Annotated in this window: 18 protein-coding genes; 12 read left to right on the plus strand and 6 right to left on the minus strand. The window is 54.6% G+C overall.

The genetic code is table 11. The annotated features are described in order from the left end of the window. Positions 1-153 precede the first annotated feature (153 nt). Positions 154-1,518 (plus strand): mechanosensitive ion channel family protein, encoded by a 1,365-nt coding sequence (locus C1J05_RS11810; protein ID WP_205388938.1) that lies wholly within the window; start codon positions 154-156, stop codon positions 1,516-1,518. 713 nt (positions 1,519-2,231) lie between these two features. Here the strand turns inward: C1J05_RS11810 and C1J05_RS11815 are convergent. Continuing rightward, entirely contained in the window at positions 2,232-2,621 is a 390-nt protein-coding gene (locus C1J05_RS11815; RefSeq protein WP_114870414.1) for a hypothetical protein, read from the minus strand. A gap of 94 nt (positions 2,622-2,715) precedes the next feature. Between C1J05_RS11815 and C1J05_RS11820 the strand changes: the two genes are divergently transcribed. The 4 genes from C1J05_RS11820 (at position 2,716) to C1J05_RS11835 (ending at position 11,792) form a co-directional block, all read left to right on the plus strand. Beyond that, entirely contained in the window at positions 2,716-4,290 is a 1,575-nt protein-coding gene (locus C1J05_RS11820; protein WP_114870415.1) for a recombinase family protein, read from the plus strand. Continuing rightward, positions 4,290-5,201 carry a plasmid partitioning protein RepB C-terminal domain-containing protein gene (locus C1J05_RS11825; protein ID WP_114870416.1) on the plus strand — a complete coding sequence of 304 codons (912 nt, stop codon included), beginning with the start codon at positions 4,290-4,292 and terminating at the stop codon, positions 5,199-5,201. Before C1J05_RS11820 ends, C1J05_RS11825 begins: the two co-directional genes overlap by 1 nt. After that, the gene (locus tag C1J05_RS11830) at positions 5,198-6,118 is read left to right on the plus strand and encodes a plasmid partitioning protein RepB C-terminal domain-containing protein (RefSeq protein ID WP_114870417.1); all 921 of its coding nucleotides are present in this window, start codon (positions 5,198-5,200) and stop codon (positions 6,116-6,118) included. Before C1J05_RS11825 ends, C1J05_RS11830 begins: the two co-directional genes overlap by 4 nt. A 559-nt stretch (positions 6,119-6,677) precedes the next feature. Then, complete coding sequence (locus C1J05_RS11835) at positions 6,678-11,792, plus strand: RecQ family ATP-dependent DNA helicase (RefSeq protein WP_114870418.1); 5,115 nt, start codon at positions 6,678-6,680, stop codon at positions 11,790-11,792. A 33-nt stretch (positions 11,793-11,825) separates the two neighbouring features. Here C1J05_RS11835 and C1J05_RS11840 read toward each other — a convergent pair whose 3' ends face one another. Then, positions 11,826-12,281 (minus strand): ATP-binding domain-containing protein, encoded by a 456-nt coding sequence (locus tag C1J05_RS11840; RefSeq protein WP_205388939.1) that lies wholly within the window; start codon positions 12,279-12,281, stop codon positions 11,826-11,828. A 66-nt stretch (positions 12,282-12,347) separates the two neighbouring features. Here C1J05_RS11840 and C1J05_RS11845 point away from each other — a divergent pair, with 66 nt between their 5' ends. Then, positions 12,348-12,785 (plus strand): thermonuclease family protein, encoded by a 438-nt coding sequence (locus C1J05_RS11845; protein WP_114870420.1) that lies wholly within the window; start codon positions 12,348-12,350, stop codon positions 12,783-12,785. Positions 12,786-13,050: 265 nt separating this feature from the next. Here the strand turns inward: C1J05_RS11845 and C1J05_RS11850 are convergent, their stop codons facing one another. Continuing rightward, positions 13,051-14,361 carry an adenylate/guanylate cyclase domain-containing protein gene (locus C1J05_RS11850; RefSeq protein ID WP_114870421.1) on the minus strand — a complete coding sequence of 437 codons (1,311 nt, stop codon included), beginning with the start codon at positions 14,359-14,361 and terminating at the stop codon, positions 13,051-13,053. A gap of 362 nt (positions 14,362-14,723) precedes the next feature. On the opposite strand from C1J05_RS11850, the gene C1J05_RS11855 reads away from it, so the two are divergent. After that, on the plus strand, positions 14,724-15,698 hold the full coding sequence (locus C1J05_RS11855; protein ID WP_114870422.1) for an adenylate/guanylate cyclase domain-containing protein: 975 nt from the start codon (positions 14,724-14,726) through the stop codon (positions 15,696-15,698). Between the two features lie 249 nt (positions 15,699-15,947). After that, positions 15,948-16,856 (plus strand): Hint domain-containing protein, encoded by a 909-nt coding sequence (locus C1J05_RS11860; RefSeq protein ID WP_114870423.1) that lies wholly within the window; start codon positions 15,948-15,950, stop codon positions 16,854-16,856. A 383-nt stretch (positions 16,857-17,239) separates the two neighbouring features. Here the strand turns inward: C1J05_RS11860 and C1J05_RS11865 are convergent, their stop codons facing one another. Beyond that, the gene (locus tag C1J05_RS11865; protein ID WP_114870424.1) at positions 17,240-18,661 is read right to left on the minus strand and encodes an FAD-binding oxidoreductase; all 1,422 of its coding nucleotides are present in this window, start codon (positions 18,659-18,661) and stop codon (positions 17,240-17,242) included. A 130-nt stretch (positions 18,662-18,791) separates the two neighbouring features. On the opposite strand from C1J05_RS11865, the gene C1J05_RS11870 reads away from it, so the two are divergent. The 3 genes from C1J05_RS11870 (at position 18,792) to C1J05_RS11880 (ending at position 23,206) form a co-directional block, all read left to right on the plus strand. Further along, entirely contained in the window at positions 18,792-19,517 is a 726-nt protein-coding gene (locus C1J05_RS11870; RefSeq protein ID WP_114870425.1) for a winged helix-turn-helix transcriptional regulator, read from the plus strand. A gap of 308 nt (positions 19,518-19,825) precedes the next feature. Next, on the plus strand, positions 19,826-20,311 hold the full coding sequence (locus C1J05_RS11875) for an Hsp20/alpha crystallin family protein (RefSeq protein WP_114872291.1): 486 nt from the start codon (positions 19,826-19,828) through the stop codon (positions 20,309-20,311). A gap of 243 nt (positions 20,312-20,554) precedes the next feature. Next, positions 20,555-23,206: an erythromycin esterase family protein gene (locus C1J05_RS11880; protein ID WP_114870426.1), complete on the plus strand. Its 2,652-nt coding sequence runs from the start codon at positions 20,555-20,557 to the stop codon at positions 23,204-23,206. A 332-nt stretch (positions 23,207-23,538) separates the two neighbouring features. Here the strand turns inward: C1J05_RS11880 and C1J05_RS11885 are convergent, their stop codons facing one another. Beyond that, entirely contained in the window at positions 23,539-24,231 is a 693-nt protein-coding gene (locus tag C1J05_RS11885) for a BBE domain-containing protein (RefSeq protein WP_162798045.1), read from the minus strand. 76 nt (positions 24,232-24,307) lie between these two features. Between C1J05_RS11885 and C1J05_RS11890 the strand changes: the two genes are divergently transcribed. Continuing rightward, positions 24,308-25,339: an IS110 family transposase gene (locus C1J05_RS11890; protein WP_114870428.1), complete on the plus strand. Its 1,032-nt coding sequence runs from the start codon at positions 24,308-24,310 to the stop codon at positions 25,337-25,339. 180 nt (positions 25,340-25,519) lie between these two features. Here the strand turns inward: C1J05_RS11890 and C1J05_RS11895 are convergent, their stop codons facing one another. Continuing rightward, positions 25,520-26,221 carry an IS6 family transposase gene (locus C1J05_RS11895; RefSeq protein ID WP_254684588.1) on the minus strand — a complete coding sequence of 234 codons (702 nt, stop codon included), beginning with the start codon at positions 26,219-26,221 and terminating at the stop codon, positions 25,520-25,522. Between the last annotated feature and the right edge of the window lie 131 nt (positions 26,222-26,352).

Genomic DNA, 26,352 nt, shown 5'->3' on the forward strand with positions numbered 1-26,352 from the left:
ATACCTATTGCAGCTACTTGGTTTAGCTTGTCACCCTCGGTCAATCTCCTAATGTTGCAAAAAACACTACTGGAAAGGCCTCGAATGCTACGTCGAGCGTTATGTATCCTCAGTCTTATTTTAATCGGCTTACTGGTCCTCAACGGTCCGCCCGTGTTTGCCCAATCGACAGACGGTTCTGACCAGACTCGGTCACCTGCTGATGAAAAACTCCCGTCAGAAGATCCCACGCCATCACTTACCAACGCTGGCGAAATCGATATCGACGCGCTGGCAAAGGAGTTCAACCTGCCCTCACATATCCTGGATCCTCGGATCGAGAGTGAGCGGTTGGAGCTTTTGTTACTGCCGCTAACTGAGACGCAACTCGCCGCAGCATCCGAGGCGTGGCAGCGTATTGTTCAGGAACAAACACAGGATGTTGTCGACGCTACGCTGCGGGTCAATGAATTGGATGGAGAAACAGCTGATGTTTTTCGGGAGCGAGTCGCAGAACTCGCTGACGAACGACGACACATGTTCGACAATTTTGTTCTCGTTTTGAATGACTGGCAGAAAAAAGGTGGTAGTGCTGACGAAATCGCCAAATACCGAGCCTACCGCAGCGCCATAATTATTGACGAGATCCGCAATGCGGATGTCGAAACATTGCACCAGCGCGTTCTGAAATGGCTCACCGCGCGTGACGGGGGCATCAAAGTTGCAATTGACAGTATCGTTGTTGTGGTGTCGCTGCTCGGGTTGCTTTTTGTAGCGCGGATGATCCGCTCTGTCACGCGGCGTTGGATGGGCCGGATAAGTGGTTTGTCTTCACTTCTTTCGACATTTTTGGGCGGGCTGTTTTATTGGCTGACTTTGATAATTGGATTGATAATAGTGCTGTCGATTTTGGGCATGGACGTGGCACCACTGTTCGCCCTAGTCGGCGGTATCAGTTTTATTTTGGCCTTTGCGATGCAAGAAACTATCGCCAATTTCTTCAGCGGGTTTATGATAATGATAAATAAGCCGTTCGATGAAGGCGACTATGTCGATCTTGAAGGTTTTGCAACTGGTACTGTCCAACAGACCAATTTGATTTCAACAACCATTGCCACAGTCGACAACAAGATAATCGCGGTTCCAAACAACAGGGTCTGGAACAGTGTAATAACCAATGTCACTGCCAGTGCGACACGACGCGTCGATATGGTCTTTGGCATCAGCTATTCTGACAGCATTGAACAGGCGATCAAATTGCTTGCAGAGTTGGTTGCAGCCCACCCTCTTGCTCTGGAGACACCCGAACCGGCAATCTGCGTCGGAGAGTTGGCGGATTCTTCAGTGAATCTACTGTGTCGGCCTTGGTCGAAAACGGAGGACTACTGGACGCTTTATTGGGATATGCAGCAGTTGGTAAAAGAACGCTTTGATGCCGAAGGCATCTCGATTCCATTCCCGCAACGTAGCGTTCATATGGAACAATCTAACTCTGATTTAAATGTTCAAACAAAGCGATCGGTTGAGAACACGGACTGAGTGCAGGAGCTTGCGCCCGACCTGCTTCGTGCGCCACAGGGAAGCCAAGAAGCCAAACAACCTCTGCTATGGGCTCTCACCGGTCATTCGCTGCGGAGCGCGCCGAGGTCTGCTTTGCCGCCAATCATTTCCTGAAATTTTTTAGGGGTCAGAACCTAATCACTTGGTGAGCCTTGTCTAATTATCTCAAGTTGATCTGCCCCATTTGAGTGGTCCAGTTTGAATGCTAGAGCGGCGTCCATTTAATCTGCACCATATCCGGCACCGTCCAAACCAGCCAACTGAGACAACCACGCAAATGCCCGCGAAAATCAGCAGAAATCCCGTCTCAGCACGACTCAAATCCCGCAAAATCGCGGGAAAATCGGACAGAATTTTGATAAATTATCACATAATTACAATGGGTTATGTGGGTGGCGGAGGAGCCAGTCTGGAGCTAACCAGTCTCTGTTATTTTCCCTGCAAACAGGGAAAATAACAGGGAATGTTCTGAATTTTAGGCGTTTTTGACAGTTTTTCCCCGCAGTTTAGACGTTATTTCAATCACTTACAGAGAATTTCCCTAGAATAAAAAACAGGGAACTTTTTGATGGTGAACAGGGTACTTTTTTCGTGGAAGCAGGGAATTACCTTTGAGGAAACCTCAGTGAAAGACACCCGTCACCGCCCGGGTCGGTAAGTACGCTTCCGGCCTGCCCAGCAGGTCAACTAGCCTAGTCAGTTTGATCGTCTTCACCAAGCCGACGAACTGCATCCAGCAGATCAGAAATTGCCTCCTCTACCCCAGCAAGCTTAATCGCCACCATCAGATCCTCGCGTCCCGCCATGGCCAGGAAGGTACCCAGCACTTCGTCGGAGTGCCGCGCCAGCGCAGTCAGGTGCGTCCCACTCGGACCGTAGGTGCCCGAGAACCAGTTTTTCACCGTCTTCTCATTGGCACCTGTCCAAGCCACCACGGTTTTCACACCCGCCCGGCTGTCGCCGAGAGATCGCTTCAGTGCCGATGCAATTTCATCCGCAAAGCAGTCACTCGTCTGATGACCGCCACTTCCATTATATCCGTTTTTCTTTGGAAAGAACTTGCCCTTTTTCGGAAACGACATTCCACACTCCTTCGCTTTACATGAATGCGAAGAATTCAACCGCTGATTCTAACTGGAGCGATGGATTTGCATGGAATAATGAGGAGATACGCATGTGACTGGTCGATGGGCGGCCCATTCCGACAAGAGCGACGAGCCGCCTGAAACGGATGTACCGGCCGTCGCCTATGTGCGGATGTCGACCGATCACCAGAAGTACTCGACCGAGAACCAGCTCGATATCATTCGGAATTACGCCACCGCCCGGGGCCTACAGATCCTGCGCGTTTTCGAGGACTCGGGTCGGTCCGGGTTGCGGTTGGACGGCCGCGAGGCGCTGCAGAACCTGATGGCCGAGGTTCGAACCGGCCAGGCGGATTTCAAGGCCATTCTGGTCTATGACGTCAGCCGCTGGGGCCGGTTTCAGGATGCTGATGAAGGGGCTTACCACGAGCATGTATGCTCTCGCGCTGGGATCCGCGTCCACTACTGCGGCGAGCAATTCGAAAACGATGGCAGCATCGGCTCCAACCTGCTGAAGACGGTCAAGCGGGTTATGGCAGGCGAATACAGCCGTGAGCTTTCCGTGAAGGTCTTCGCGGGGCAGTGCCGCCTGGTTGAGCTTGGCTACCGCCAAGGTGGCGCGGCTGGATACGGCCTGCGCCGGGTGTTGATCGACGAACACGGCAACCCAAAAGGCGCTCTGTCCCGCGGCGAACAGAAGAGCCTTCAGACTGACCGTGTCGTTCTCATTCCGGGCCCTGAGCAGGAACAGAATGTAGTGCGCAGGATGTACCGAATGTTCGTCGAGGATGGCCGCTCGGAGCGTGAGATTGCGGAAACCCTGAATGCTGAGGGGCATCTGACGGATCTTGAGCGGCCATGGTCTCGGGCGTCCATTCATCAGATCCTGACCAACGAAAAATACATCGGCAACAACGTCTACAACAAGGTGTCCTTCAAGCTGAAGCAGCGCCGGGTGGTGAACCCGCGCGAGATGTGGATCCGTGCAGAGGGCGCCTACCCCGCCATTGTGGACGAGGCGCTATTTCTGCGCGCGCGCGAAATCGTTGACGCGCGCAGTCAGCATTTCACGGACGCCGAACTGCTCGAAGCCCTGCGCGCCGTGCTGAAACAGAAAGGCGTGCTGTCTGGACTGATCATCGACGAACAGGACAACCTGCCGTCATCCAGCACCTTCCGGAGCCGCTTCGGCAGCCTGCTGCGAGCTTACCAATTGATCGGCTACGAGCCGGAGCGAGACTATCGCTACATCGAGATCAACCGGGCGTTACGGCAAGCCCACCCCGGAGTCGTGGCTCGGATCCTCGACGGTATCGCCGGGCGCGGCGGCCAGGCGGAGCAGGATCCGGATACGGACCTGATCCGCATCAACGGCGAGTTCACAGCCTCGGTGGTGCTGGCGCGGTGTTTCGAGACGCAGGGAGGTTCCCTGCGATGGCGCATCCGTCTCGACACTGGCCTAGTGTCTGACATCACGATTGCCGTTCGGATGGACGAATTGAACGAAGCGCCACGCGACTATTACCTGCTGCCAAGCATCGACATGACCATGGCCAGGTTGAGGCTGGCTGAACAAAACGGGTTGTCGCTGGACGCCTATCGCTTCGACACGCTCGATTATTTCTACGCGCTCGCTAGCCGGGCCCGGATCACGGAGGCCGCTTAATGCCAGACGAAAAGAAAGATACTCCCCAAAAACAGGTTACTCTCATCCCTACAGACCGAATTCGCATTCTCAATCCCCGTGTACGCAACCGGCGCACCTTCGAAGAAATGGTCGAGAACATAGCAAAGATTGGTCTGAAACGACCTATCACCGTGGCGCAGCGCGCCGGAACTGAGCCTCAGGAATATGACCTCGTCTGTGGCCAGGGGCGGCTCGAGGCGTTCATGGAGCTTCAGCAGGATGCCATTCCCGCCATTATCATCGAAGCCGATGAGCGCGACTGCCTTGTCATGAGCCTGGTGGAGAACTGCGCGCGCCGCCAGCACAACCCGATCGACCTAATGCGCGAGATCGGCAATCTTCGGAAGCGCGGCTACAACGACCGCCAGATCGCAAACAAGATAGGGGTCACCTCAGACTACGTCGGCATGATCGCGGGACTTCTGGAACGTGGAGAAGAACGGCTGGTCTCGGCCGTGGAAACTGGACTTCTGCCGCTGAACCTCGCCATCGACATTTCAAAGACAGATGCCGAGGGCGGCCAGCGCGCTCTGATGGACGCCTACACTCAGAAGAAGCTGCGCGGAAAGAAGCTGGCCGCCGTGCGCCGTCTCATCCAGCAGCGCGATGCACGGGGGCCGCACCTTCATAGAAACCGCTATGGCAGAAGTGACGGCGCCAAGCGACCCCTGACCAGCGACGCGCTTGTACGTGCCTATCAACAGGAAGCGGAGCGCCAGAAGGTGCTGATTAAGAAGGCCGAACTGACGCAGGGACGCTTGATGTTTGTCGTTGAGGCGTTTCGCGCGCTGCGTAACGATGATCATTTCCTGACGCTCTTACGTGCAGAGGGGCTGGACACCCTGCCAACCTATCTCGGACAATCGCTGGACGCGGGGATGGTGGAATGAGCCGGGGCAACAAGCGCGAAAACCCGGGCGCGGTGACGCTCGGCTTCGAAAGCGATTGCGTCACCGTCCCAGTAGAGGCCGTCCTGCCTGTGCGCGCCCTCAGCGCATCAGTCAAATCCAGCCGCAAATACCGCCGGATTACCGCGTCCATCAAGGAAGTCGGCCTGGTCGAGCCGCCTGTCATTACGCGACCCACGGGTGAGGAAGACACCTATATGCTGCTCGATGGGCACATTCGGATCGAGGTACTGAAAGATCTAGGCATCGAACGAGTCGAATGTCTGATCTCCACGGACGACGAGGCCTTCACCTACAACAAGCGGATCAGTCGCCTTGCCCCCATTCAGGAGCACAAGATGATCCGAAGGGCCATCGAGCGCGGAGTTTCGGAGGAAAAGATCGCTCTGGCGTTGGACCTCAACCCGCGCAGCATCGTGCGAAAGGCTCGCCTCCTCGACGGAATTTGCGAAGAGGCCGTCAGTATCCTGAAGGACAAACCCTGCGCGACGACCGTGTTCGAAATCCTGCGCAAAATGAAAGCCATGCGGCAGATTGAGGCGGCCGAACTTATGATGAACGCGAACAACTACACCCCAGCATACATCTCTGCGATCCTTGCGGGAACGCCTCAAGCGCAACTGGTAGACACGAAGAAACCCAAGAAGATGAAAGGAATCACACCCGAGGCCATGGCCCGCATGGAGCGCGAACTCGCACGATTGCAGGAAGGGATTACATCGATCCAGGACTCCTACGGCAAGGACCACCTGCAGCTGACTGTCATAAAGGGCTATCTTGGGAAATTGCTCGAGAACGCCCGGATCGTCCGTTACCTCATGCAGCATCAACCGGAATTTTTGGCTGAATTCAAAGCTATTACAGAGATGGCTTCCACCCCGCCGCCCGAGGCGCAGTAGCAGAGGCAATCAGATTTGATGGGGACCCGGACCCGACAAGCGCGGGGACCGCAGGAGACGCCGGACGGTGGGTCGGATCAAGCGCGGTGGTGGGGATGGCGGCGAACCCGCGCGGAGCCCACTAGGTCGGACGAGGTTTCGCCGACTGCGCAACCGATCATGTGGTTGCGACATTTGCAGGCGTGCCGAGAGATCGCGGGGCGCGGCACGCCTGCTCGAGAATTCTGTGGCAACCAGAAGGCTACTTCTGTCGCATAAGCGCCATTCTCTTGAATCGTCGATGAGCTGAAAACGGCCAGGCGAGCCGACCAGATTGTAAACCTTCGAAAAGCCTGGAGAACAACTCGTCGCAGCCACCCAGTGATCTCGCCAGGATCCCATCGCTATAGAATTCATTGCCGCCAACGAGAATGCTACTCGCGCGCCCGCGGTGACAATTCCTAGGGTTCTGCGCTGGTTGTAGTTGGTCACTGGACTGCAACCCACATTGTGCGCCATAGTTTTACCTAAAAAAGAAGTATAGTCAGGCACTTGATGCAAGCCAGTTGGCAATACGGGAATGAACAAGGTAACAAACATCAGTCGTTTGGACGTTCTAAGTCGATCTGTTTCGATCGACCTCGAAGTCGATCCCAAAGAGGCGAAGATCTTTGCGCTTGCGGCAGTTGCTCAGGATTCCGATGCGCCAAAGGTGGTCGCCAAAAACAACATTGAAGCGGCTTTGACCGAACTCGACGCATTCTGCCAGGGTTTTGACCACGTCATCGGGCATAATATTCTACGTCACGACTTGCCCCATCTGGCCGCAGCGTCGCCGAGGTTCGTGGCCTTGGCTGAAGCACCGATAGATACGCTCTGGCTGAACCCTCTTGCGTTTCCAAGAAACCCTTACCACCACCTGGTGAAACACTACCAGGATGGACGACTTCAGACAGGTCATGTGAATGATCCTGAATTTGACGCCCGGCTGGTGTTCGAGGTTCTGGAAAACCAGATCGAAGCATTTGTTGAGCTCGATCGAAAATCGCCCGACGCCCTTACAGCTTACCACTTTCTATGCTGCCGCTCTCGGCAGAGCGGTGGTTTCGATCAGTTATTTACTAGTGTTCGAGGCAGAACCAAGCCAAATATGGAAGAAGCACGAGGTGCAATCCAAAGATTGCTAGATGGCGCCGCATGCTCATCGATGCTGTCGACTACTCTTGACCAACTCGACGACACCAGCCTTGGATGGCCGTTAGCGTACGCTCTGTCCTGGATTTCTGTGGCAGGTGGGGACTCGGTAATGCCGCCCTGGGTGCGCGCGCAATTCAGCGACGCTGCACGGATTGTGAGAAAGCTTCGGGACAACAACTGCGGCGATGAAGGTTGTCGTTATTGCAGTATCAATAACGACCCCAAAAAGGCTCTGGACCGATGGTTTGGCTTTGAAGATTTTCGGCCTGAACCTGCGGATGAGTTCGGACGTCCCCTTCAAGAGGTGATCGTTTCCGGTGCCATGAAAGGCGAAAGTCTTCTGGGCATCCTGCCCACTGGTACTGGTAAATCAATCTGTTACCAGATCCCGGCGCTTTCCCGGTTCGACAAGACGGGCGCATTGACTGTCGTGATCTCTCCTCTGGTGGCACTCATGGCAGACCAGGTTCAGGGAATGGCTCGTTCTGGCATTGCCTCGGCAGTCACAGTCAATGGTATGCTATCCCTACCGGAGCGGAACGACGCTTTGGACAAAGTGAGACTGGGCGACGCATCCATCTTGCTGATCTCGCCGGAACAGCTCCGGAGCGTTTCTGTGCGGTCCGTGCTTGCGCAACGGGAGGTTGGTCTCTGGGTTCTTGACGAAGCCCATTGTGTCTCGAAATGGGGCCACGATTTTCGACCTGACTATCGCTATATCGGCCGGTTCATCAAAGAGACCTCAGGTGACGAAATCGCTCCCGTCCTGTGCCTCACGGCTACTGCAAAACCTGATGTTGTCCAGGATATTTGTTCGCACTTCAAAGAACGCCTCGGACTCGAACTGACCCAGGTCGATGGCGGCGCATCACGCTCCAACCTGAGTTTTGCGGTTCTGCCAACACAACGCTCAACGAAGCTGGCTGATATCCTTGATGCAATTGAGGCAAACCTGCCCCACGAAGGTGCCTCAGGAGCGGTCGTTTATTGCGCAACGCGCAGCGCTACTGAACGTGTGGCTGAGTTTCTCAAGCAACAGGGGCTTGCAGCTGATTACTATCATTCGACGCGCAGCGTCGACGAAAAGCGAGAAATTCAGGAAGCATTCAGGGTTGGTGATCTCCGGGTGATCGCGGCAACAAATGCATTTGGCATGGGTATCGATAAGCCTGACATTCGCCTTGTCGTACACGGAGATGTGCCCGGGTCGCTGGAAAACTACCTGCAGGAAGCTGGTCGAGCCGGGCGCGATCGGGATCCGGCTCAATGTGTTCTGCTGTTCAATACAGAAGATGTCGATCGCCAGTTTAGCCTGAGCGCACGTTCACGTCTTGCGCGGCATGAAATCAGTGCGATTTTGAAAGCAGTGCATCGGCTGGACAATCGAACACGTAAGAGCGGCGAGGTGGTTGCTACTCCGGGTGAAATTGTAAAAGAGGAAAAAGAGCAGGAATTCCAGCGTGATAAGGATACGGATGATACACGTGTTAAAACCGCGATCGCCTGGCTGGAGGAAGCGAAGCTTCTCAGGCGCGAGGAAAACCGGGTTCAGATATTCCCTGCATCGCTTCTTGTACGTGATCTTGAGCATGCGAAGACAATTCTTGATCGGGCTGAGATCACTGAGACCCGGCGCCTCAAGCTGCTCGACATCGTCCGACACATTATCAATGCGCCCAAAGAAGAAGGTATCTCAACTGACGTGCTGAGCGGGGCCAGTGGCCTGCCAGGCCCGGCCTTGCGCAAGGCCCTGACCGATCTTGAAGCCCTCGGCATTGCCAATGACGATACCAATATAACGATTTTTGTACATGTGGGTGTTGAAGACAGGTCCCGCGTTCGGCTTGAAGAAGCCTCTAGACTGGAAGCTGACCTGATTTCGCAATTGCGTGAAGAAGCGCCCGATGCGGACGATGGCGAACCTTCTCCATTTAACCTTGCGGTCACCTGTCAGGTCCTGCGCGACCGTGGCCACGGCTCCGTGCGACCCGATATTGTCGAAGGTCTTCTGCGGGGAATGGCGCAGGACGGGCGTGATATGGAGGGCGGGCGAGGTAATCTGCACGTGAGACGAGCATCGCGCGGCAGCCTGTTCGTTCGATTGCAGCGTTCCTGGTCCGTGGTTGAGAAAACCGCGGAGATCCGCAGGCAAGCCGCTGAAAGACTTCTTTCTCATCTTACTGGGAAAGTTCCGAAAGGAGTGAAGGGCAAGGACATCGCAGTTGAGACGACGCTCGGCGATTTGCTGTCTGCGATCAATGGAGACGCGATGCTTCGTGGTTCAGTCAACGATCCGAACAAGCTCATGGATCGAGCGCTCCTGTGGCTTCATGAACAGCAGGTTGTGACGCTTGGCAAAGGCCTCTCAGTGTTCCGACCTGCGATGACGCTCCAACTCAATCCGAAAGGTGGAAGTTTCACTGTTCAGAATTTTATCCCACTTGAAGAACACTACACGGAACAGACTATCCAGACTCATGTCATGGCCGCTTATGCAGAAAAAGGGCTTGAACGCATTAATGACGCCGAGAGGCTGGCTCAGGATTATTTCGAACTTAATCGCGATGCATTTATGCGCCGATGGATGCCCGGCCGCGGATCTGAATTCCGCAGGCAGGCCACCGGGCAAACGTGGACGAACATCGTTGATGCGCTCGGCAACACGACCCAGGAGCAAATCGTCAAAGACGACCGCGAACAAACCAATGTGCTTGTACTTGCAGGGCCTGGCTCCGGAAAGACCCGGGTGTTGGTGCATCGCATTGCGTATCTTGTGAAAATCAAGCGCGAAGACCCGAACGGGATACTGGTTCTTGCATACAATCGCCACGCAGCCGCTGAAATCCGCGAAAGACTGCGCGGCCTGATTGGCGACGAAGCACGCTTTGTAACGGTTTCCACGATTCACGCTCTCGCCATGCGGCTCATCGGCGCAAGTTTTGCCGGTCACGCAGGGGGCGAAAGCCAGGACTTCAAGGGTCTGCTGATGGACGCGGTGCGACTTTTGCGCGGCGACGGGCTGGATAAAGCGGCGGCAGAAGCAATGCGGGAAACCTTGATTCAGGGATACCGCTGGCTATTGGTCGATGAATACCAGGATGTGGGTCCAGATGAGTATGCTCTGATCTCGGCGGTGGCTGGTCGAAGTCTCGATGATCCTGATCTTCGCATAAGCCTGTTTGCAGTCGGAGATGACGATCAGAATATCTACTCATTTGCCGGTGCCTCGGTCCGGCACATCAGGCAATTCGAACAGGACTACTCGGCGAAGCCTGTCTTTCTCACAAACAACTATCGCTCAGCTGGAAACATCATTTCTGCCGCGAATGCCGTCATTGAACACGCCGCAGACAGGATGAAGGTTGGCCATGACATCACTATCGATGAGGCCCGACGCAAAAATCCACCCGGTGGAGAAATGGCGTCAATGGATCCCGTCGCTCAGGGACGGGTACAAATACTTGAATGTCCGCCCGGCAATGACGCTCAAGCCATGGCCGCCCTTGACGAACTTCTTCGTTTGTCGCGCCTCATCCCTGACTGGAGTTGGTCTAAGGCCGCTATTATCTCGCGGGACTGGCGCAAATTAGCGCCGGTGCGAGACTATGCCGAGGCTCTTGGTATTCCAGTCGAGCTCGCCAATGAACAGCTCCCCGGGCTGTGGCGAATGCGGGATATGCAGCAATTTGTCAGTGCACTTCGTGAGGATCGCGGACAACTGCTGTCGGTAACTGACTTAACCGATAAGCTGAACGCAATTCCAGGTTCTCGATGGACCAACCGAATAGGCGAAGGCATCGGTGTTCTTGCGCGAGAAATCGATGGCCGAAGTCTCCCTGCTCAAGACATCATCGAATGGCTTGCTGAATGGGCAGGCGAGACATGGGGCGAACAGCGCGGTTTGAAACTTCTAACCGCGCACCGCGCCAAGGGGCTTGAATTTGACGATGTGGTGATCCTAGACGGCGGCTGGGAGCGTCCCAGCAAGAACGAAGATCAGGACGCGCCTCGTAGGCTTTTCTATGTGGCTATGACACGTGCACGAAGAAACCTGATCGTGATGAGCAATGATAATCACGAATATCTGCCAACCCAGTCTCCGGCGATTTTAAGTCGGGCTGTTAAGCCAGATTTAGCTTCTTTTCCGGGGCCGAGACGCTATTTTCAGTCCGCGGAAGCACGCATGGTCGACCTCTCCTTCGCTGGGCGTCAACGCCACAATCATCCTGTTCATGTGGCTACATCAGAGGCTCGAGTTGGCGACGCTTTGGCTCTTGTTTGCGATCATGATCGCTGGCAATTGACGGATGCTAACGGCCGGAGCCTTGGCCGCATGGCAAAGAGCTTCTCCCCTCCTGGAAACGCGCGATTTGTGCGTGGCGAAATTGCAGCGATCCTGTGCTGGCGAAAAGATGATAGCGATGAAGCTTATCATCACACAATCAAGCGGGAGGCTTGGGAAGTCATCGTTCCGGAGTTGGTATTCGAAGAATGCTGAAATCGACTGCTCTTCCCGTGGGAGCTCCCTCGATTACATCGACCAATCCTGCCCAAAGTGCCGCCCAAGCGGCACTACCTGAGGCGGAACATCGCCGCAGAATGTCACACCAAGATAGCTCGCTGCTCGCGTCGCGCCCACATAAAGGTATTTCGAAAACAGTTCCGGGTGCTGCGTGATTGTTTGGTCTAGGTCCATAAAGAAGACCGCTTCAAACTCCAGTCCCTTAATGTGACGAATATTGAAGACGCGCACGTCGCGATCATTTCCGACGACCTTTCCATCCTTGCAGGCGACCGCCGACAAGCTAATTTCCTCCAATCGGTCGTTGAGCTCGAGCGCCAACGCTTCCACTTCCTCCTCTTCGTTGACGAGCACTGCTATGGTTGTTGCCTTCTGAACCATACGATCAATTTCGTGAATGCGTTGAGTCAGCCACTCGGCTTTTTCGGCATTGTTCGTAAGACGCGTCTTCCAAACAGGGGCCACGCCTTCAACGTCGAGACGATCCGGTAATATGATATCGTCAACTTGCGAACCGCCTAGGGGACTAGAATGAATAAACGGTTGCTAGGAGTATCAAGCGCAGTTTTATTGGCTTTCGGTTACACATCGTCAAGCGCTCAAGAAGGTCCTACAGAGCCGGCGTATCTATACACGGCAGAAGTCACAAATGTGGTGGATGGTGATACGATAGACGTGGATATCGATTTGGGATTTTACATTATGCTCAAAAATCAGCGCATAAGGCTGGTTGGTATTGATGCTCCTGAAAAAAGGGGAGAGTCCCGTGTAGCCGGCAAGGCAGCTACTGTTTTTCTGCGCGATCTTATCGATGGTAAATCAATTATACTCAAAACAAAAAAGGGCCGCGACGACGCTGACAGAAGTGACTCGTTCGGTCGTTGGCTGGGCGTTGTCTATTTAGATGGGATAGACATAAATCAGGCACTTATAGACGCTGGGCACGCAGCTGAAGACATTCGGGACTAGACCTGCGCTTCAGCTTTTTTCCTGTTGGAAAACGGCCCGTGGCTGCTGTTTATCACCTGTATTATCAGAGTTTCAGAAAGCAAAGTTTGTCCACGACTTGGGCCCTCGCCATTTTTCGCTGAATGCCCGGTGCTGATGAAAGAAGTTCATAACCAAAACTTCAAATTTCCAGTCATGAACGGCTGCTTAACGCGACGAACCGGTCATCCCAGAAAAACAGCCCAATGACTGCATCGAGCCCAAGGGGAACCTTCCAAAATCGCTATTACATAGCTTTGTAGACATGCCATGCTTCTGGAAGGCCCTTTAGTTCTCTCGACCCAAGACTTTCAAAATCAAGACCTGAGCCAGCAACTAAATCTTTCACCGTTCGAGAAACGACAATGTCGCCGCCTCCACCTAATTCAGCTATGCGCGCGGCTATGTTTACAGCGATTCCGCGCACATCATTTGCCGAAATTTCAACTTCACCCGTGTGGACACCAATGCGTACTTTCAAATCCAAATTGGATAAAGCATCGCCTATTGCTTTCGCACAGTGGATTGCACGTCCTGGACCGTCAAAGGTTGCGAGGAAACCATCGCCCAATGATTTAACTTCCTGCCCACGAAACTGACGAAATTGCTCACGAATAATACTGTTATGTTTTTCGAGTGTTGAATGCCATGCGTCATCGCCGAGTTGTTGGGCCAATGAGGTTGAGTCAACGATATCTGTGAATACCACTGCTGCCAAAACGCGATTGAAGACCGGTTTGGGTTTAGAACCCGTCACGAAGGCCTCAATTTCTCCGAGAATCTCGTCTCGCTCATTTCCCATGAATGCAAAATGATCCCTGCCAGAAAACTCGCATAGCTGAGCACCCGGGATCATCTGCGCCAGCGTTCTTCCGCCTTCGATATCAATCAGCGCATCCTCAGTCTTGTGCAACACAAGCGTTGGAGCCTTGATGGATGGAAGGATGTCGGTGATGTCGATCTGACTGTTAACTTTCATGATTTCGATCAGATCGCGTGGCGAGGCTCCAGTTCTTTCGTACTTTCCCCACCACTCCTGAAATGCGGGATCATTTCCAGTCTCTGGACAGAAGAGCGGTAGTGCTGCGCCGCTCCCCCAGTGTTCTTCTGCATAGTCAAACAACTGGCTCAACGCCTCATCGCTTGGGAACCAAGATTCAAAGCGGGCAAAGGCGCCATACAATATCAAACCCTCGCACCGTTGTGCTTGATATGCCGCGAACACCGAGGCGAGAGAGCCCCCTTCGGAGATGCCCATAACAAAGGCTGTTTCCATGCTAGCCGCGTCCATGATCGCGCGGATGTCGTCCATTCTTTTGTCCATGTCGGGAACAGCTACACCGCGGTCAGACAGGCCCGTGCCTCGCTTGTCGAACATTGCCACCTTAGCGAATTGACCTAAGCGCTTCAGCCACTTCGCAAAATTGGGTTCCTCCCAATATGTTTCGATCTGTGAAATGAAGCCGGGTACCAAAACAAGGTTTTTCGGCCCCTGTCCATAAACCTGATATGCGATATGCACATCGTCGCTCTTGGTATATTGCGTTTTTGGCATCATGCGCGTCCCTCCTTGGGACAACTCCTTTAGCACGGGCAGACTATGACGGCGCTAGATTTCTCGCAACGCTCACGTGGATGAACCTTTCATCCAAATAAAAGTCAGATATTCAGTTTATGTTGAAAAGCGCGCGGGGCGGCTCGTCCCGCGTTGCAGACCTTGATGCGATGCGCGGCGAAGGTCCGGATCGAGCCCTCTTTGACAAATTCTGCACAGCACACGAATGTCGGCTTAATACCCATCAAGGCGCCATTTTGCTAATCTGCAATCTTGAAGAGCTATTCGATGCGCGTAAAAGAAAAGCGAATGCTTGGAAATGATTGTGCAAGCGACAGCCGTTGGAACTTTAGACTGAGGGTCTTATGGAACGCTCGGAAATGACACGAAACTCGCCAGAACTCCTATCAGTTTGCCGTCGTTGGTTTGACGCTGTTCAACGAATGCGTGGAAATGAGGTTCAGAACATTTTAACTGATAAAGACCACATGCTGTTCATCGGAACCGGGGAAGATGAACTTTGGTCAGGCAGGGCAGTGAAAGCCGGTATCGCAGACTTTTTCGGCTCAATCCCTACAATCATAAAGCAGGAGGAGACCTTTGGCGAAGCTTATGAAAATGGCCGAGTGGGATGGGCTTGCTTTACGCACAACGTTGTTCTGGCCCATCAGCCGGACAAAGTTTTCCCTGTTCGGAACACCCTGATATTTGCTTTAGAAGACGGTTTTTGGAGGATGGTGCATCGTCATGGCTCCGTCCCTCTTCCAAATGAAGAGTTCGTCGGCTCGAAGCAAACAGCGATTGCAGATTTGGTCGCTGCGGCCGCAGAGGGTTTCGCAATTGACCAGCAGGATGGTCTTGCGTCGATCATGTTCACCGACATCGTCAATTCGTCAGGACTAGCATCCGTCATGGGGGACCGCTTATGGACATCGGTAGTCTCTGAACACTTCAAACAACTTCGGGCCATCGTAGAAGAAGCGAATGGGCAATTTGTTAAGTCGTTGGGCGATGGAACGTTGTCCAGCTTTCCTAAACCCGAATTGGCGCTTGATGCAGCACGGCGTATTCATGAAACCATCGAGCGGTCAGGCGGCCCTTCTATCTCCGTGCGCGTCGGAATTCATTCTGGAAGTGTTGTCAGGAAAGACGATGACTTCTTCGGCGCAGTTGTCAACAAGGCCGCGCGTATCACGGCAATTGCTGCGCCAAACGAAACTTGGGTTTCCGATGCGACGTCCGAACAGGTCAACGAAAATTCTCACTACCATTTTGTCGAAGTCGGGTTCTTCGAGCTTGATGGGTTTGAAGGTGAGCACTTGATCCGGTCACTGAAATGAGGGCGGGAGAGCTATTGTTGCAGAACGTTTTCGAAAGCGGACATTTGGGCACCCGCAGCGAAAGCTCACTCCGTCCCGCTCAGCCGACATCGGTGCAGCCTGCGGCGAAGGTTCGTTCCGAGCCAAAGTAGCCTACATTTCGTGCTTGAGAAACTGCGTGAAGACGGTGCCTTTTTCCAAACACAGTTTGGTCAAATTGGGTTTGTGTTTTGCCGCTATCAGGCTCGTAGGCAGAGAAGGAAGTAAAAAATGGCCAGTCAAGAGGTAACTGGACCCTCAGTTCTAACAATATTAGCAGGTCAGACGTCTACGTCTGGACAATATACCGCTTCTAAAGCACCGGCGACGTGGTCCGTGGCCGTGCAAAACGACGGCGCGCTCGACCCAGGCGAATACACCGTCACCGTATCCGCTTTAGGCCTAGTCACAGTGACATTACTTCCGGGTGCAACGATACCACCAACGGGTGTGACGATGTCCTTGGTAGTGAGCGCCTCATCCGGCAACGGTAACGGCAACAACGACTCACTCATTGTGTCTGTGCAGATTGATGCGGATGCAGTGCCTTGTTTTGTTGCAGGAACCTTAATTGATACTGAGACTGGCTCGCGCCCTGTGGAAGAACTGCAAGTTGGAGACCGTGTTTTAACCCACGACGGAAATAGCAAAAAGATCCGATGGGTTGGCTCACGACGGCTGGACTCGCAAAGTCTGCGGAACTTTCCAAACCTCAGGCCAGTGCTGATCAAGCGAGATGCCCTGGGTCAAGGACGGCCGAAGAGAGATTTATATGTATCGCCCCAGCACCGGATATTCATCTGCGGCTGGCGTGCCGAGTTGCTGTTTGGCGAGTATGGTGTACTAGTACCTGCGGTGCATTTGGTAAACGATCAAACGATAATTCGAAGCCCATCAAACAAACCCGTCACGTATTATCACTTTGCAACGGAACAGCATCAGATCGTCTTCGCCAACTCACTTCCCGCCGAAACTCTGTATCCGGGTGACATGGCGTTGTCCGCAGTGACGCATTCGGATGCGCTGGAACTCTTGACAATATTCCCTGAATTGTTGGACCCGTCAGGCAAGGCGGCACCTTCATTATATGCACGTTGTCTGCGAGGTCACGAAGGGCAAATAATTGGCGCCATCAACTAGCCGTTCGCTTCGGGCTACCAATGCTAGGGCGCTCTAGTGCCAATTGGCTTCGATACGATATCACGATGCGACAGAGTCGGCATAGTTTAAATAGAAGTCCGTTCTGTCCCGCATGTGAGACATACGTCGCAACCGCAGCGAACGTCCGGTCCTGGTGAAAGCAGTCGTTTAGAACCAAAACTTCGAATTTCCGGTTGTGAGCGGCTGCTTAACGCGACGAACCGGTCATCAGAGAAGAACAGTCGAATGACTGCATCGAGCCCAGAGTCACCGATGCTGCGGTTTGCGCGAATGACTGCTTCTCATTACAGAAATGGGGCGCGCCGTCGGCCCATGTGCCGGGCGCATCCCCCCTCAATTTCGATACCTTCTGCCTGCAAAATTCACGGATCAGGCTGGATCATGACATTGGCGCGGAACAGATTGGCTGGATCGACCTTTGCCTTGATGCTCTCAAGCCGCGCCTGATTGGCGCCAAACGCGCCTTTGCTCCGCTCTTCTCCGGCTTCAGGAACGAAATTGATATAGACACTGCCTTCAGCGAGCGGTGTGGCCTTGTCGAACAACGCGCGCGCCCACGTCTTGCAGACCGCATCTTGATTTTCATTGGTCCATCGGGCGTGAATGTTCATCGCATAGCGCGTTTTCCGGTGCGCGTAAGCCATCGCGTCCTCATCTACACGACCTGCTGCCCCGCCCAACTGTGCGACGAATATCTCGCACTCGTCGGTCGGCAGATCACTCGCCGCCTCGACCATCAGGTCGACCACATCGTCAGTTAGTTCCGTGAAGTCGTGCGACTTCCAATAGTTTCTGGCGCCCTCAGTAAGCAGGGGATCGAAGGCCGATTGCCATCCGGTGTAGGGATGCAGTGAAACGCCATCGGCGATGGGGTTACCGATTGACCGCAGCGGAGCCAGTGCCTCCTCGCTCTCGCTAAGCAAACCGGCAAAGGCCATGGGCATCAGCAGGACAGTCTTGCCATGATGCTCGGGCGCAAGAAACGGGAGTGGCGGTGCCTTTCGAAGCACGAACCAGCAGGTCGCTTCGTCGGGCAATCTGGCCGCGATGTCGCGATACATTTTCAGGGCGGATGCTGCGTCCTCAAGCGAATGAACGACCGGACCCGTCATCATCGACGTCTCGACTGGATGAAGTTCGAATTCGAATTCCGTCACGATGCCAAAATTGCCACTGCCACCCCGGATTGCCCAGAATAGGTCTGCGTTTTCATCTGCGGATGCCCTTTTCAAACCGCCGTCGGCGGTCACGATCCGCACCGAGACGATATTGTCGACGGTGTGCCCGTACTTGCGCGACAGCCACCCGTAGCCACCCCCCAGAGCCAGACCGGCGATTCCGGTCGTAGAATTGATCCCGGTCGGCACGGCCAGACCGAAGGCCTGGGTTTCGTGATCCACATCACCCAGCAATGCCCCGGGCTGAACGAATGCCCGCCGCCCCTCAGGATCGACGCGAACGGCCCGCAACCCCGAAAGGTCGATCATGAGTCCATTGTCGCAAACCGCGCTTCCGGCGATATTATGTCCGCCGCCACGCACCGAAGTCAGCAGTCCATGTTCAGCCGCAAACTGGACGGCGGTGATAATATCTGCGGTGCCAGTGCACTCGGCGATCAGGGCAGGTTGCTTATCGATCATTCCGTTCCAGATGCGCCGGGCATTGTCGTAGTCAGGGTGATCCTTGCGAAGGAGTCGGCCCCTCATTGCCGTTTCGAGATCGTTGATCGCTTCTTCGCCAATGCTCATTCGTTCCCCATTCAGGGTTTGAAATTCTGTGCCCATCTTTTCCTCCGTGGTTCTGCGTGGATTCGATAATCACGTTGCAGGTCGGTGGCGCGAAAAACCAGTCCACGGATTGGACTGGTTCGTGAGACGCGCCATGAGTATGTAAGTATAGACGGAGGTAACGTAGATGAGCTCTGAAAAAGGCTACGGTCAGTATTGTCCGCTTGCGATGGCCAGCGAAATGCTCGGCAACAAATGGACGATGCTCGTAATCCGCGAGCTTCTCGACGGATCGAACAGCTTCAACGATATCGCACGGGGCCTGCCGCTTGCCTCTCGATCTTTACTGGCGCGACGGCTGCGTGACCTGCAAGAATGCGGCCTTGTCGAACACCGTGCAGGAACGCGGGGAAAGTCAGGCGACTACCGGCTTACAGAGGCCGGAAAAGCATTGTCGAGCGTGGTTCGTGCGATGGCGATCTGGGGCCAGGAATGGATCGACGAAGAGCCGTCCCTCAAGGACATCGACGTTCGATTTTTGATGTGGGACATGCGGCGCAACGTAAAGCCCGCAAGCTTTCTACCTGACCCGTTCACCGTGCAATTCATCTTTTCGGACGCGCCGGACGGATTGACAGATCATTGGCTCGTTTTTGAAAGCGATGATGTCGACCTGTGCTATGTCGATCCAGGGCGTGAGATTGATGTTTTCGTCGAGACAGATTTACGCACCATGACCCGCGTCTGGATGGGCTGGCGCGATCTCGATGACGCGGTGAGGGAGGGTGCCATCGATATCACCGGTCGAGAAGCAATCGTCAAAAGGTCACGTGATTGGCTGGGCCTCAGCGGCTTGTCCGGTATTTCTAAGCAACCTATAGAAAATCGCGTGGGTGGCGCAGGTTCGACATAGTATCTCTGACGGGGAAGCGGTCATTCGTGTTACTGCCGCGAGTGTCTGAAAAGTCCGCATGTGAGACATACGTCGCAACCGCAGCGAACGTCCGGTCCTGGTGAAAGCAGTCGTTTAAAACCAAAACTTCGAATTTCCGGTTGTGAACGGCTGCTTAACGCGACGAACCGGTCATCAGAGAAAAACAGTCGAATGACTGCATCGAGCCCAAAGCTTCCGTTAATCTAGCCGGTTTGACTTAAATCATACCGCGTTTGCCGACGCCTGCTAAACTGCCTATCCGACAAAATTGGATGGGAGAAAATTCGATGACCAAGCGCAACTGGTTACCCGCATTTTTTGATGGCGAAAAGGATGACGCTAATGATCCTTTTGGCGCTCTTCGAAAACAAATGGATGAAATGTTCGAAGACTTTGGCAAGAACCTTCCCATGAAGTCCGGTGGGCTCTCTGTTCGTTCGAATGTCAGCGAGACTGAGAAAGAAGTTTGTATCACTGCCGAGCTGCCAGGCATCAGCATGGAAGATGTCGATGTTTCGATTGAAGGGAACCGTATCTGCGTCAGTGGTGAAAAAGTTTCTGAAGAGGAAGAGAAGAAAGAGGACGAAGGCCGTCAGTTTCGCCGAGTCGAGCGGACGTCAGGCTCCTTCAGGCGTGACATGACCATGCCGTTTGAGATCGATCCCGACAGCGTGAAGGCCCACGCGAAGGACGGCGTGCTGACCGTGACAATTCCAAAACCACCCGAGCAGGTGGCGAAAGCAAAGAAGATCAAAATCGAGTCTTCGGGATAAGCAATTACCCGAAAACTAAACAGAAGGGCCCCGTGGCGGTTCACATATAGCGATCCGCCACGGGGCCCTCGGCGCGCGATGCATCTGATGATTGGAATGAAGCCGCGAGGACAAGGTTGTACCAACAAGTCACTACCCTTCGCGTCTACTTGCCCTGTTTGCGTTCGAGCAGAAAGCCGTTGACGACTTTCTGCTGCAAGGAGTCCGCTTTCATCGCGAAGAAGTAACTGTGGGAGGAATGCTATGGTTGAGGGACGCTTAATTTTCTCAAACCGCGATGATGCTGGACGCAGGCTTGCTGCAGAACTGGTTAAGCGGAGCTTCGATGCGCCAGTCGTCTTCGCATTGCCGCGCGGCGGCGTGCCGGTTGCTGCGGAGGTCGCAGAAGCTCTTGGTGCACCCCTCGATCTGATCCTGGTGAGGAAAATCGGTGCACCGCGCAATCCAGAGGTCGCGCTTGCAGCCATTGTTGAGGGGGACCCACCCGAGCGGGTTATCAACGAAGAGGTGATGCGTCAGTCAGGTGCCGATCAGTCATATCTGGAGAGAGCCACCGAACAGCAAGTAGCCGAAATGCAGCGCCGTCGTGAAAGGTACCTCGGCGGGCGTGGCAGGTCCGATGTTGAAGGCAAGACGGCGATCGTCGTTGATGACGGCCTTGCAACAGGAGCCACAATGAAGGCTGCGCTGATCGCGCTGAAGCGCTGGGGCGCTGAAAGAGTGGTGGTGGCCATACCTGTCGCGCCCGCCTCTGAAATACCTCGACTTCAAGAGATTGCGGATGAGGTAATCTGCCTGGTCGTCGACCCGTATTTTCGCGGCGTGGGTGGTGCGTACGCTGATTTTCACCAACTCAGCGATGAAGAGACTGTCGGCTATTTGCGCCGGGCGTGGACTGTTGAGCAAGCAAGCGTGGACGGTCCGGTGCTGAGCCGCACCGTTGAAATCCCTCCCTTGCGGTTGCTAGGTGATCTGGTCGTCCCGCCAGATCCGCGTGGCGTCATCCTATTTGCCCATGGTAGCGGGTCAAGCCGACTGAGCCCGCGCAACCGGGAAGTCGCAGAGCGGCTAAACGAGCTCGGTTTCGCGACATTGCTAATGGACTTACTGACTTCACAAGAGGCCGAGGATCGACGCAATGTCTTTGACATTCCTCTTTTGGCCAGGAGGTTGCTTGACGCAGATCTGTGGATCGCATCGGAACCGGAACTGGGCGATCTGCCCCTTGGCCTGTTTGGGGCGAGTACAGGAGCGGGCGCTGCTTTGTTGGCCGCTGCCGAACTTAGCGGGCGTATCTCAGCTGTAGTGTCCCGTGGGGGTCGTCCTGATCTCGCCGGGGAACGGCTTTCCGAGGTCATGGCGCCGACACTCCTAGTTGTTGGAGGCAATGATCTTCAGGTTCTGGAACTCAACCGCCGCGCCCTCGCAGAGCTGCGCTTTGAAAAACAATTGCGGATCGTACCGGGTGCTGGCCATCTGTTCGAAGGGCCAGGTGAGTTGGAGGAAGTTACCGAAATAGCTGGCGCCTGGTTCCAGCACTATTTGGTCAAGTCGGAGGCGCCTCTTGTGCCTCCCCCTACCGAGGAACGGGCGCCCGCCACTCCCGAGGAAGTCGTCCGCGCCGCAGCCGAGGCCTTGCCTGACTTGGACGATCCGACCTTTGGCACAGCATTTGATCGATATGGCGAGGCGCGGGTCGTTTTGCTCGGAGAGTCGTCGCACGGAACATCGGAATTCTACCGCGCCCGCGCAGCAATAACGCGCAGACTAATCGAGGAGCATGGCTTCAACATTGTCGCCGTTGAAGCGGACTGGCCTGATGCCGCGGTACTCGATCACCGCGTACGTGGGCTGCCAGAGCGTAGCCGCAACGTATCTGCGTTTTCGCGTTTCCCTGTCTGGATGTGGCGCAATCGTGATGTGGATGACTTCATCTCTTGGCTTTGCAATTACAACACTAAGCTCCCAGATGTGAAACGCGTTCGTTTTCAAGGGTTGGATATTTACAGTATGTTCAACTCGATCGCGGAAGTTTTGTCTTATCTAGACAATCACGACCCATCAGCCGCAGCGCTCGCGCGGCGGCGGTACGAATGTCTTGCGCCTTGGTCAAACGAGCCCGCAGCCTATGGCCGCGAAGCTTTGTCCCGTGGCTACGCAATGTGCGAGGAGCCGGTGACGCGGGTCTTGGTTGACTTACTTACAAGAGAGCTCTCTCAGGCGCGAAGCAATGGCGACAGCTTATTTAATGCAGTGCAGAACGCCCGGGTTGTTGCTGGTGCCGAGCAATACTATCGAATGATGTACTACGGCTCGACCGAAAGCTGGAACTTGCGGGACATGCACATGTTCCAAACCTTAAAGCAGACAATGGACCATGTTGGACCGGACGCGCGGGCCGTGGTCTGGGCGCACAATTCTCACATCGGCGACGCAAGTGTTACCGACATGGGGGTGAACCGAGGCGAGTTCAACATTGGCCAGCTTTGTCGTGAAGAATGGGGCGAAGACGCCGCCCTCATCGGATTTGGAACCCATACCGGCACGGTGGCATGCGCGTCGGACTGGGATGGCCCCATGGAGATCAAGGCAGTGCGTCCATCGCGTCCTGACAGCCATGAGGGGGTCTGCCATTCCGCAGGGGGCGAGCGCTTTCTGCTCGACCTGCGGCCCGGGGTTAATGAGGCGCTCCGATCCGCAATGTCAGAGCCGCGGCTTGAACGATATATCGGCGTCATTTACCGGCCTGAGACGGAAAGATGGAGTCACTACAGTCATACGATCCTCTCCTCTCAATACGACGGTTATGTCTGGTTTGACCGCACGCAAGCTGTGGTACCGTTACCTGCGGAACCCTTGCCTGGGTCGAAGGATACCTTCCCGTTCGGTCTGTGAGGCTATCTATGATTATCGGATAGTGCGGCCACATTGATATGACTCAGCAGTCCTCGAATACATGCAGTCCAAGGTCGGATTGGGCGCGTCAGTGGGTGGTCTTGTTCCCTATGCCTTTATGGTCGCCGCCACCACGGGTCTGGTCGAGCCAGTAGCAGGGCTGGTTGGCGTTGTTGCGGTCAGCTACCAGCGCTCGCCCAATTTTCTCAACATGCACGTAAATCCGTGCCGCAGCTCCGCCAAATACATTTCTGTTGGGAAAGGCCTTTCGTACTTCAACCAACGGACTTGCCTTCTTCGAGAGGTGTCTTTGGCGGAGCGCGACGTCAATCTTAAGCCTCCGGGGCGATGTTTTGGTTGAAGCGAAACCGGTTTTGCGGATCGTATTTGGTTTTTACCGCGACAAGCCGTTCATAGTTTGGACCGAAACTGGTCCGCGTCAGTGCGGCGTTGTCCTCACCATGGCCTGCAAAATTCAGATATGCGCGCCCATGATGTCCAAAGCGTTCGGAATTGGACCAGCCCTCACGGGCCCAGGCGATGTTGGCCTCATCATCGGCGGGATCGGACCAGACACCATCCAGTGAATACATCCACCCCATGGACCGATCGCCGAACGCGGTCGCCTCCGCTGATACATTCGCAGTCGCCCCGCCGAAATTCCACAGCGACGAGAGTGTGTTATCCGACGGCGCGGCGATTGCGTTGGCCATGGCCAGATCAATCATCTCATCTGTCAGGTCAGTCAGGTAGCGGGCTTTCCAGTAACAGCGAAAGTCTCCGGCGGGCATGAGCGTGTCAAACAGCTGCTGCACGTCGCAGTAGTTCATTCGCCCGGAAAAGTCGGCCGACAATTTGCCAAGCTCACGAAGAGGCTGAAGAAGCGCCTCACCTTCAGCGGCGTCACCGTTGTACACGCAGGCGAGCGTCACGATCCGCTTCCCCCAGTGTTCCTCGGGGAAATCCTCGCCCCCTGCGGTGGCAAACTCGCAAAGCGATCCAACTCTGTCACCGTGTTTGGCCATGCCGCCCTCCCTCGACGGCATCGCAATGTGCCATGATGGTGGAGTACAGCCACTGAAGCAGGAAAGGACGGCAACCATGACGAAGGATACAATGATAGGCGTCGATCTGGCGAAGAGCGTTTTTCAGGCTCACGGCGCATCGATGACAGGGCAAGTCAGGTTCTGCAAGAAGCTGACACGCGTGCAGTTTTTGAGGTTCATGGGAGACCATCCACCCGCAGTCGTTGTAATGGAAGCATGCGGCAGCGCATATTATTGGTCGCGTGAGATGGTCCGCCTAGGCCATGAGACAAAACTGATTGCGCCGCAATATGTGAAACCATTCGTAAAGCGCCATAAGAACGATGCTGCTGACGCTGAAGCAATTGTCATTGCTGCGCAGCGCCCGGAGATGCGGTTTGTCGAGCCTAAATCGGAAGAGCAGCAGGCCCATGCAATCCTGTTTCGCGGTCGCGAACGGCTCATTCGTCAGCGAACAGCGTTGGTGAACGCACTGCGTTCAAACCTTTACGAATATGGCCACATCGCACCCAAAGGAATAGGGCAGATCAAGCGCATCGAGGCGATCATTGAGGAGCCAAACAGTGATCTTCCCGACTTGATGCGGGAAGAATGTCGTGATCTTCTTGAACAGATCACCGAGAAAACGGCTCGGATCGAGACAAAGTCAGAAAGGCTCAAGGGTCTTGCTGCCGAGGCCGACACTGCGCGTCGGCTGCAGACGATGCCAGGCGTGGGCCCGCTCACTGCGTTAGCGATCGAAGCTTTTGCTCCAGACATGAAGACTTTCAAGCGTGGTCGGTACTTCGCAGCATGGCTGGGCTTGGTGCCGCGCCAGTACTCATCGGGTGGCAAGCAGCGGCTTGGGCGTGTTTCAAAGGCAGGGCAAGCCGACATCCGACGGCTCCTGATTATCGGTGCGATGTCGCGACTGGCCTGGCACGGGCGCAGATCGATTCCCGAAGGTTCATGGCTAGATCGGATGATGGCAAGAAAACCACGGATGCTGGTGGCCATTGCGCTGGCCAACAAGATGGCGCGGGCAATCTGGGCCATGCTGACAAAGAAGGAGGATTACCGAAATCCGGCATGGGCTGCCGTTACGTGAAACGATACGGAACGTCACAGCCTGAAGTCGGTAAAGAGGGGTGAGAAGTCGACGACCTGAATGGGCAAAATGATCGATCAGATCTGGACCGGAAAAACCAGGACAATCATTAGAACTTAAAAGTTCGTGTTGAAGATGTGGAACCGGTCTGCAGATCACCATACCGGCCAGCAGCTCACATCACGCTGCAACAAAAGGCCTGACACAAGTGCGCACTCGATCACCCATCCAATCGAAAAACTTCTTGCACAACGGGCGGCAACCACACAAGTGGTTGTAAACGGATGCGTGGACGGAGGCGAATTTCTGCAAACTTCGCATGCGCTGGAAGCGGAGCATCGCCCGTTCTCGTCGTCGGAAAGGCAGATGTGAATTCTCTGCCCTATTGTTCATCCACCGGCTCGTTTCCTGTCTTTCAGCGTTGCCAATAACTTTCATAGCAGCGCCATAAGAGCGAAGTTTGTCCGTCACAATTACTTCTGGTCGGCCATACCTCTTCATAGATTTCCTTAAGAACTTTAACGCTGCTTTACGATCTCGCCGCTTCGTAACGTAGGATTCCAGCACTTCACCTTCGTGATCAACGGCCCGCCAAAGGTAGTGCCGCTCGCCGTTGATCTTCACAAACATCTCGTCCAGATGCCAACGCCAGTTGCTTGATTTCAAACCCTCGATCCGCCGTTTTCGGATCTCAGAAGCAAACATCGGACCGAACCGATGCCACCAAAATCGAACGGCCTCGTGGCTCACGTCGACGCCGCGTTCGTGGAGCAAATCTTCCACATTGCGCAGCGACAGCGGGAAACGAACATACAGCATAACCGCCAGACGGATAATCTCACGGCTCGTTTTGCAGTAGCGAAATGGATCAGGTTTGGTCATCCGATGAGGCTACGAAACCGCCCTGCCCGCCTCAACTCAAATCCTTCTGACAAGACCTGTCCTGGTTGTGCTGAGGGCCTGTTAATGCGGAACAAACCTACCGTTCAGACATAGAATCAGAACAATCTCTC

Origin of the sequence: Sulfitobacter sp. JL08 (assembly GCF_003352045.1) — a bacterium.
GTDB lineage: Bacteria > Pseudomonadota > Alphaproteobacteria > Rhodobacterales > Rhodobacteraceae > JL08.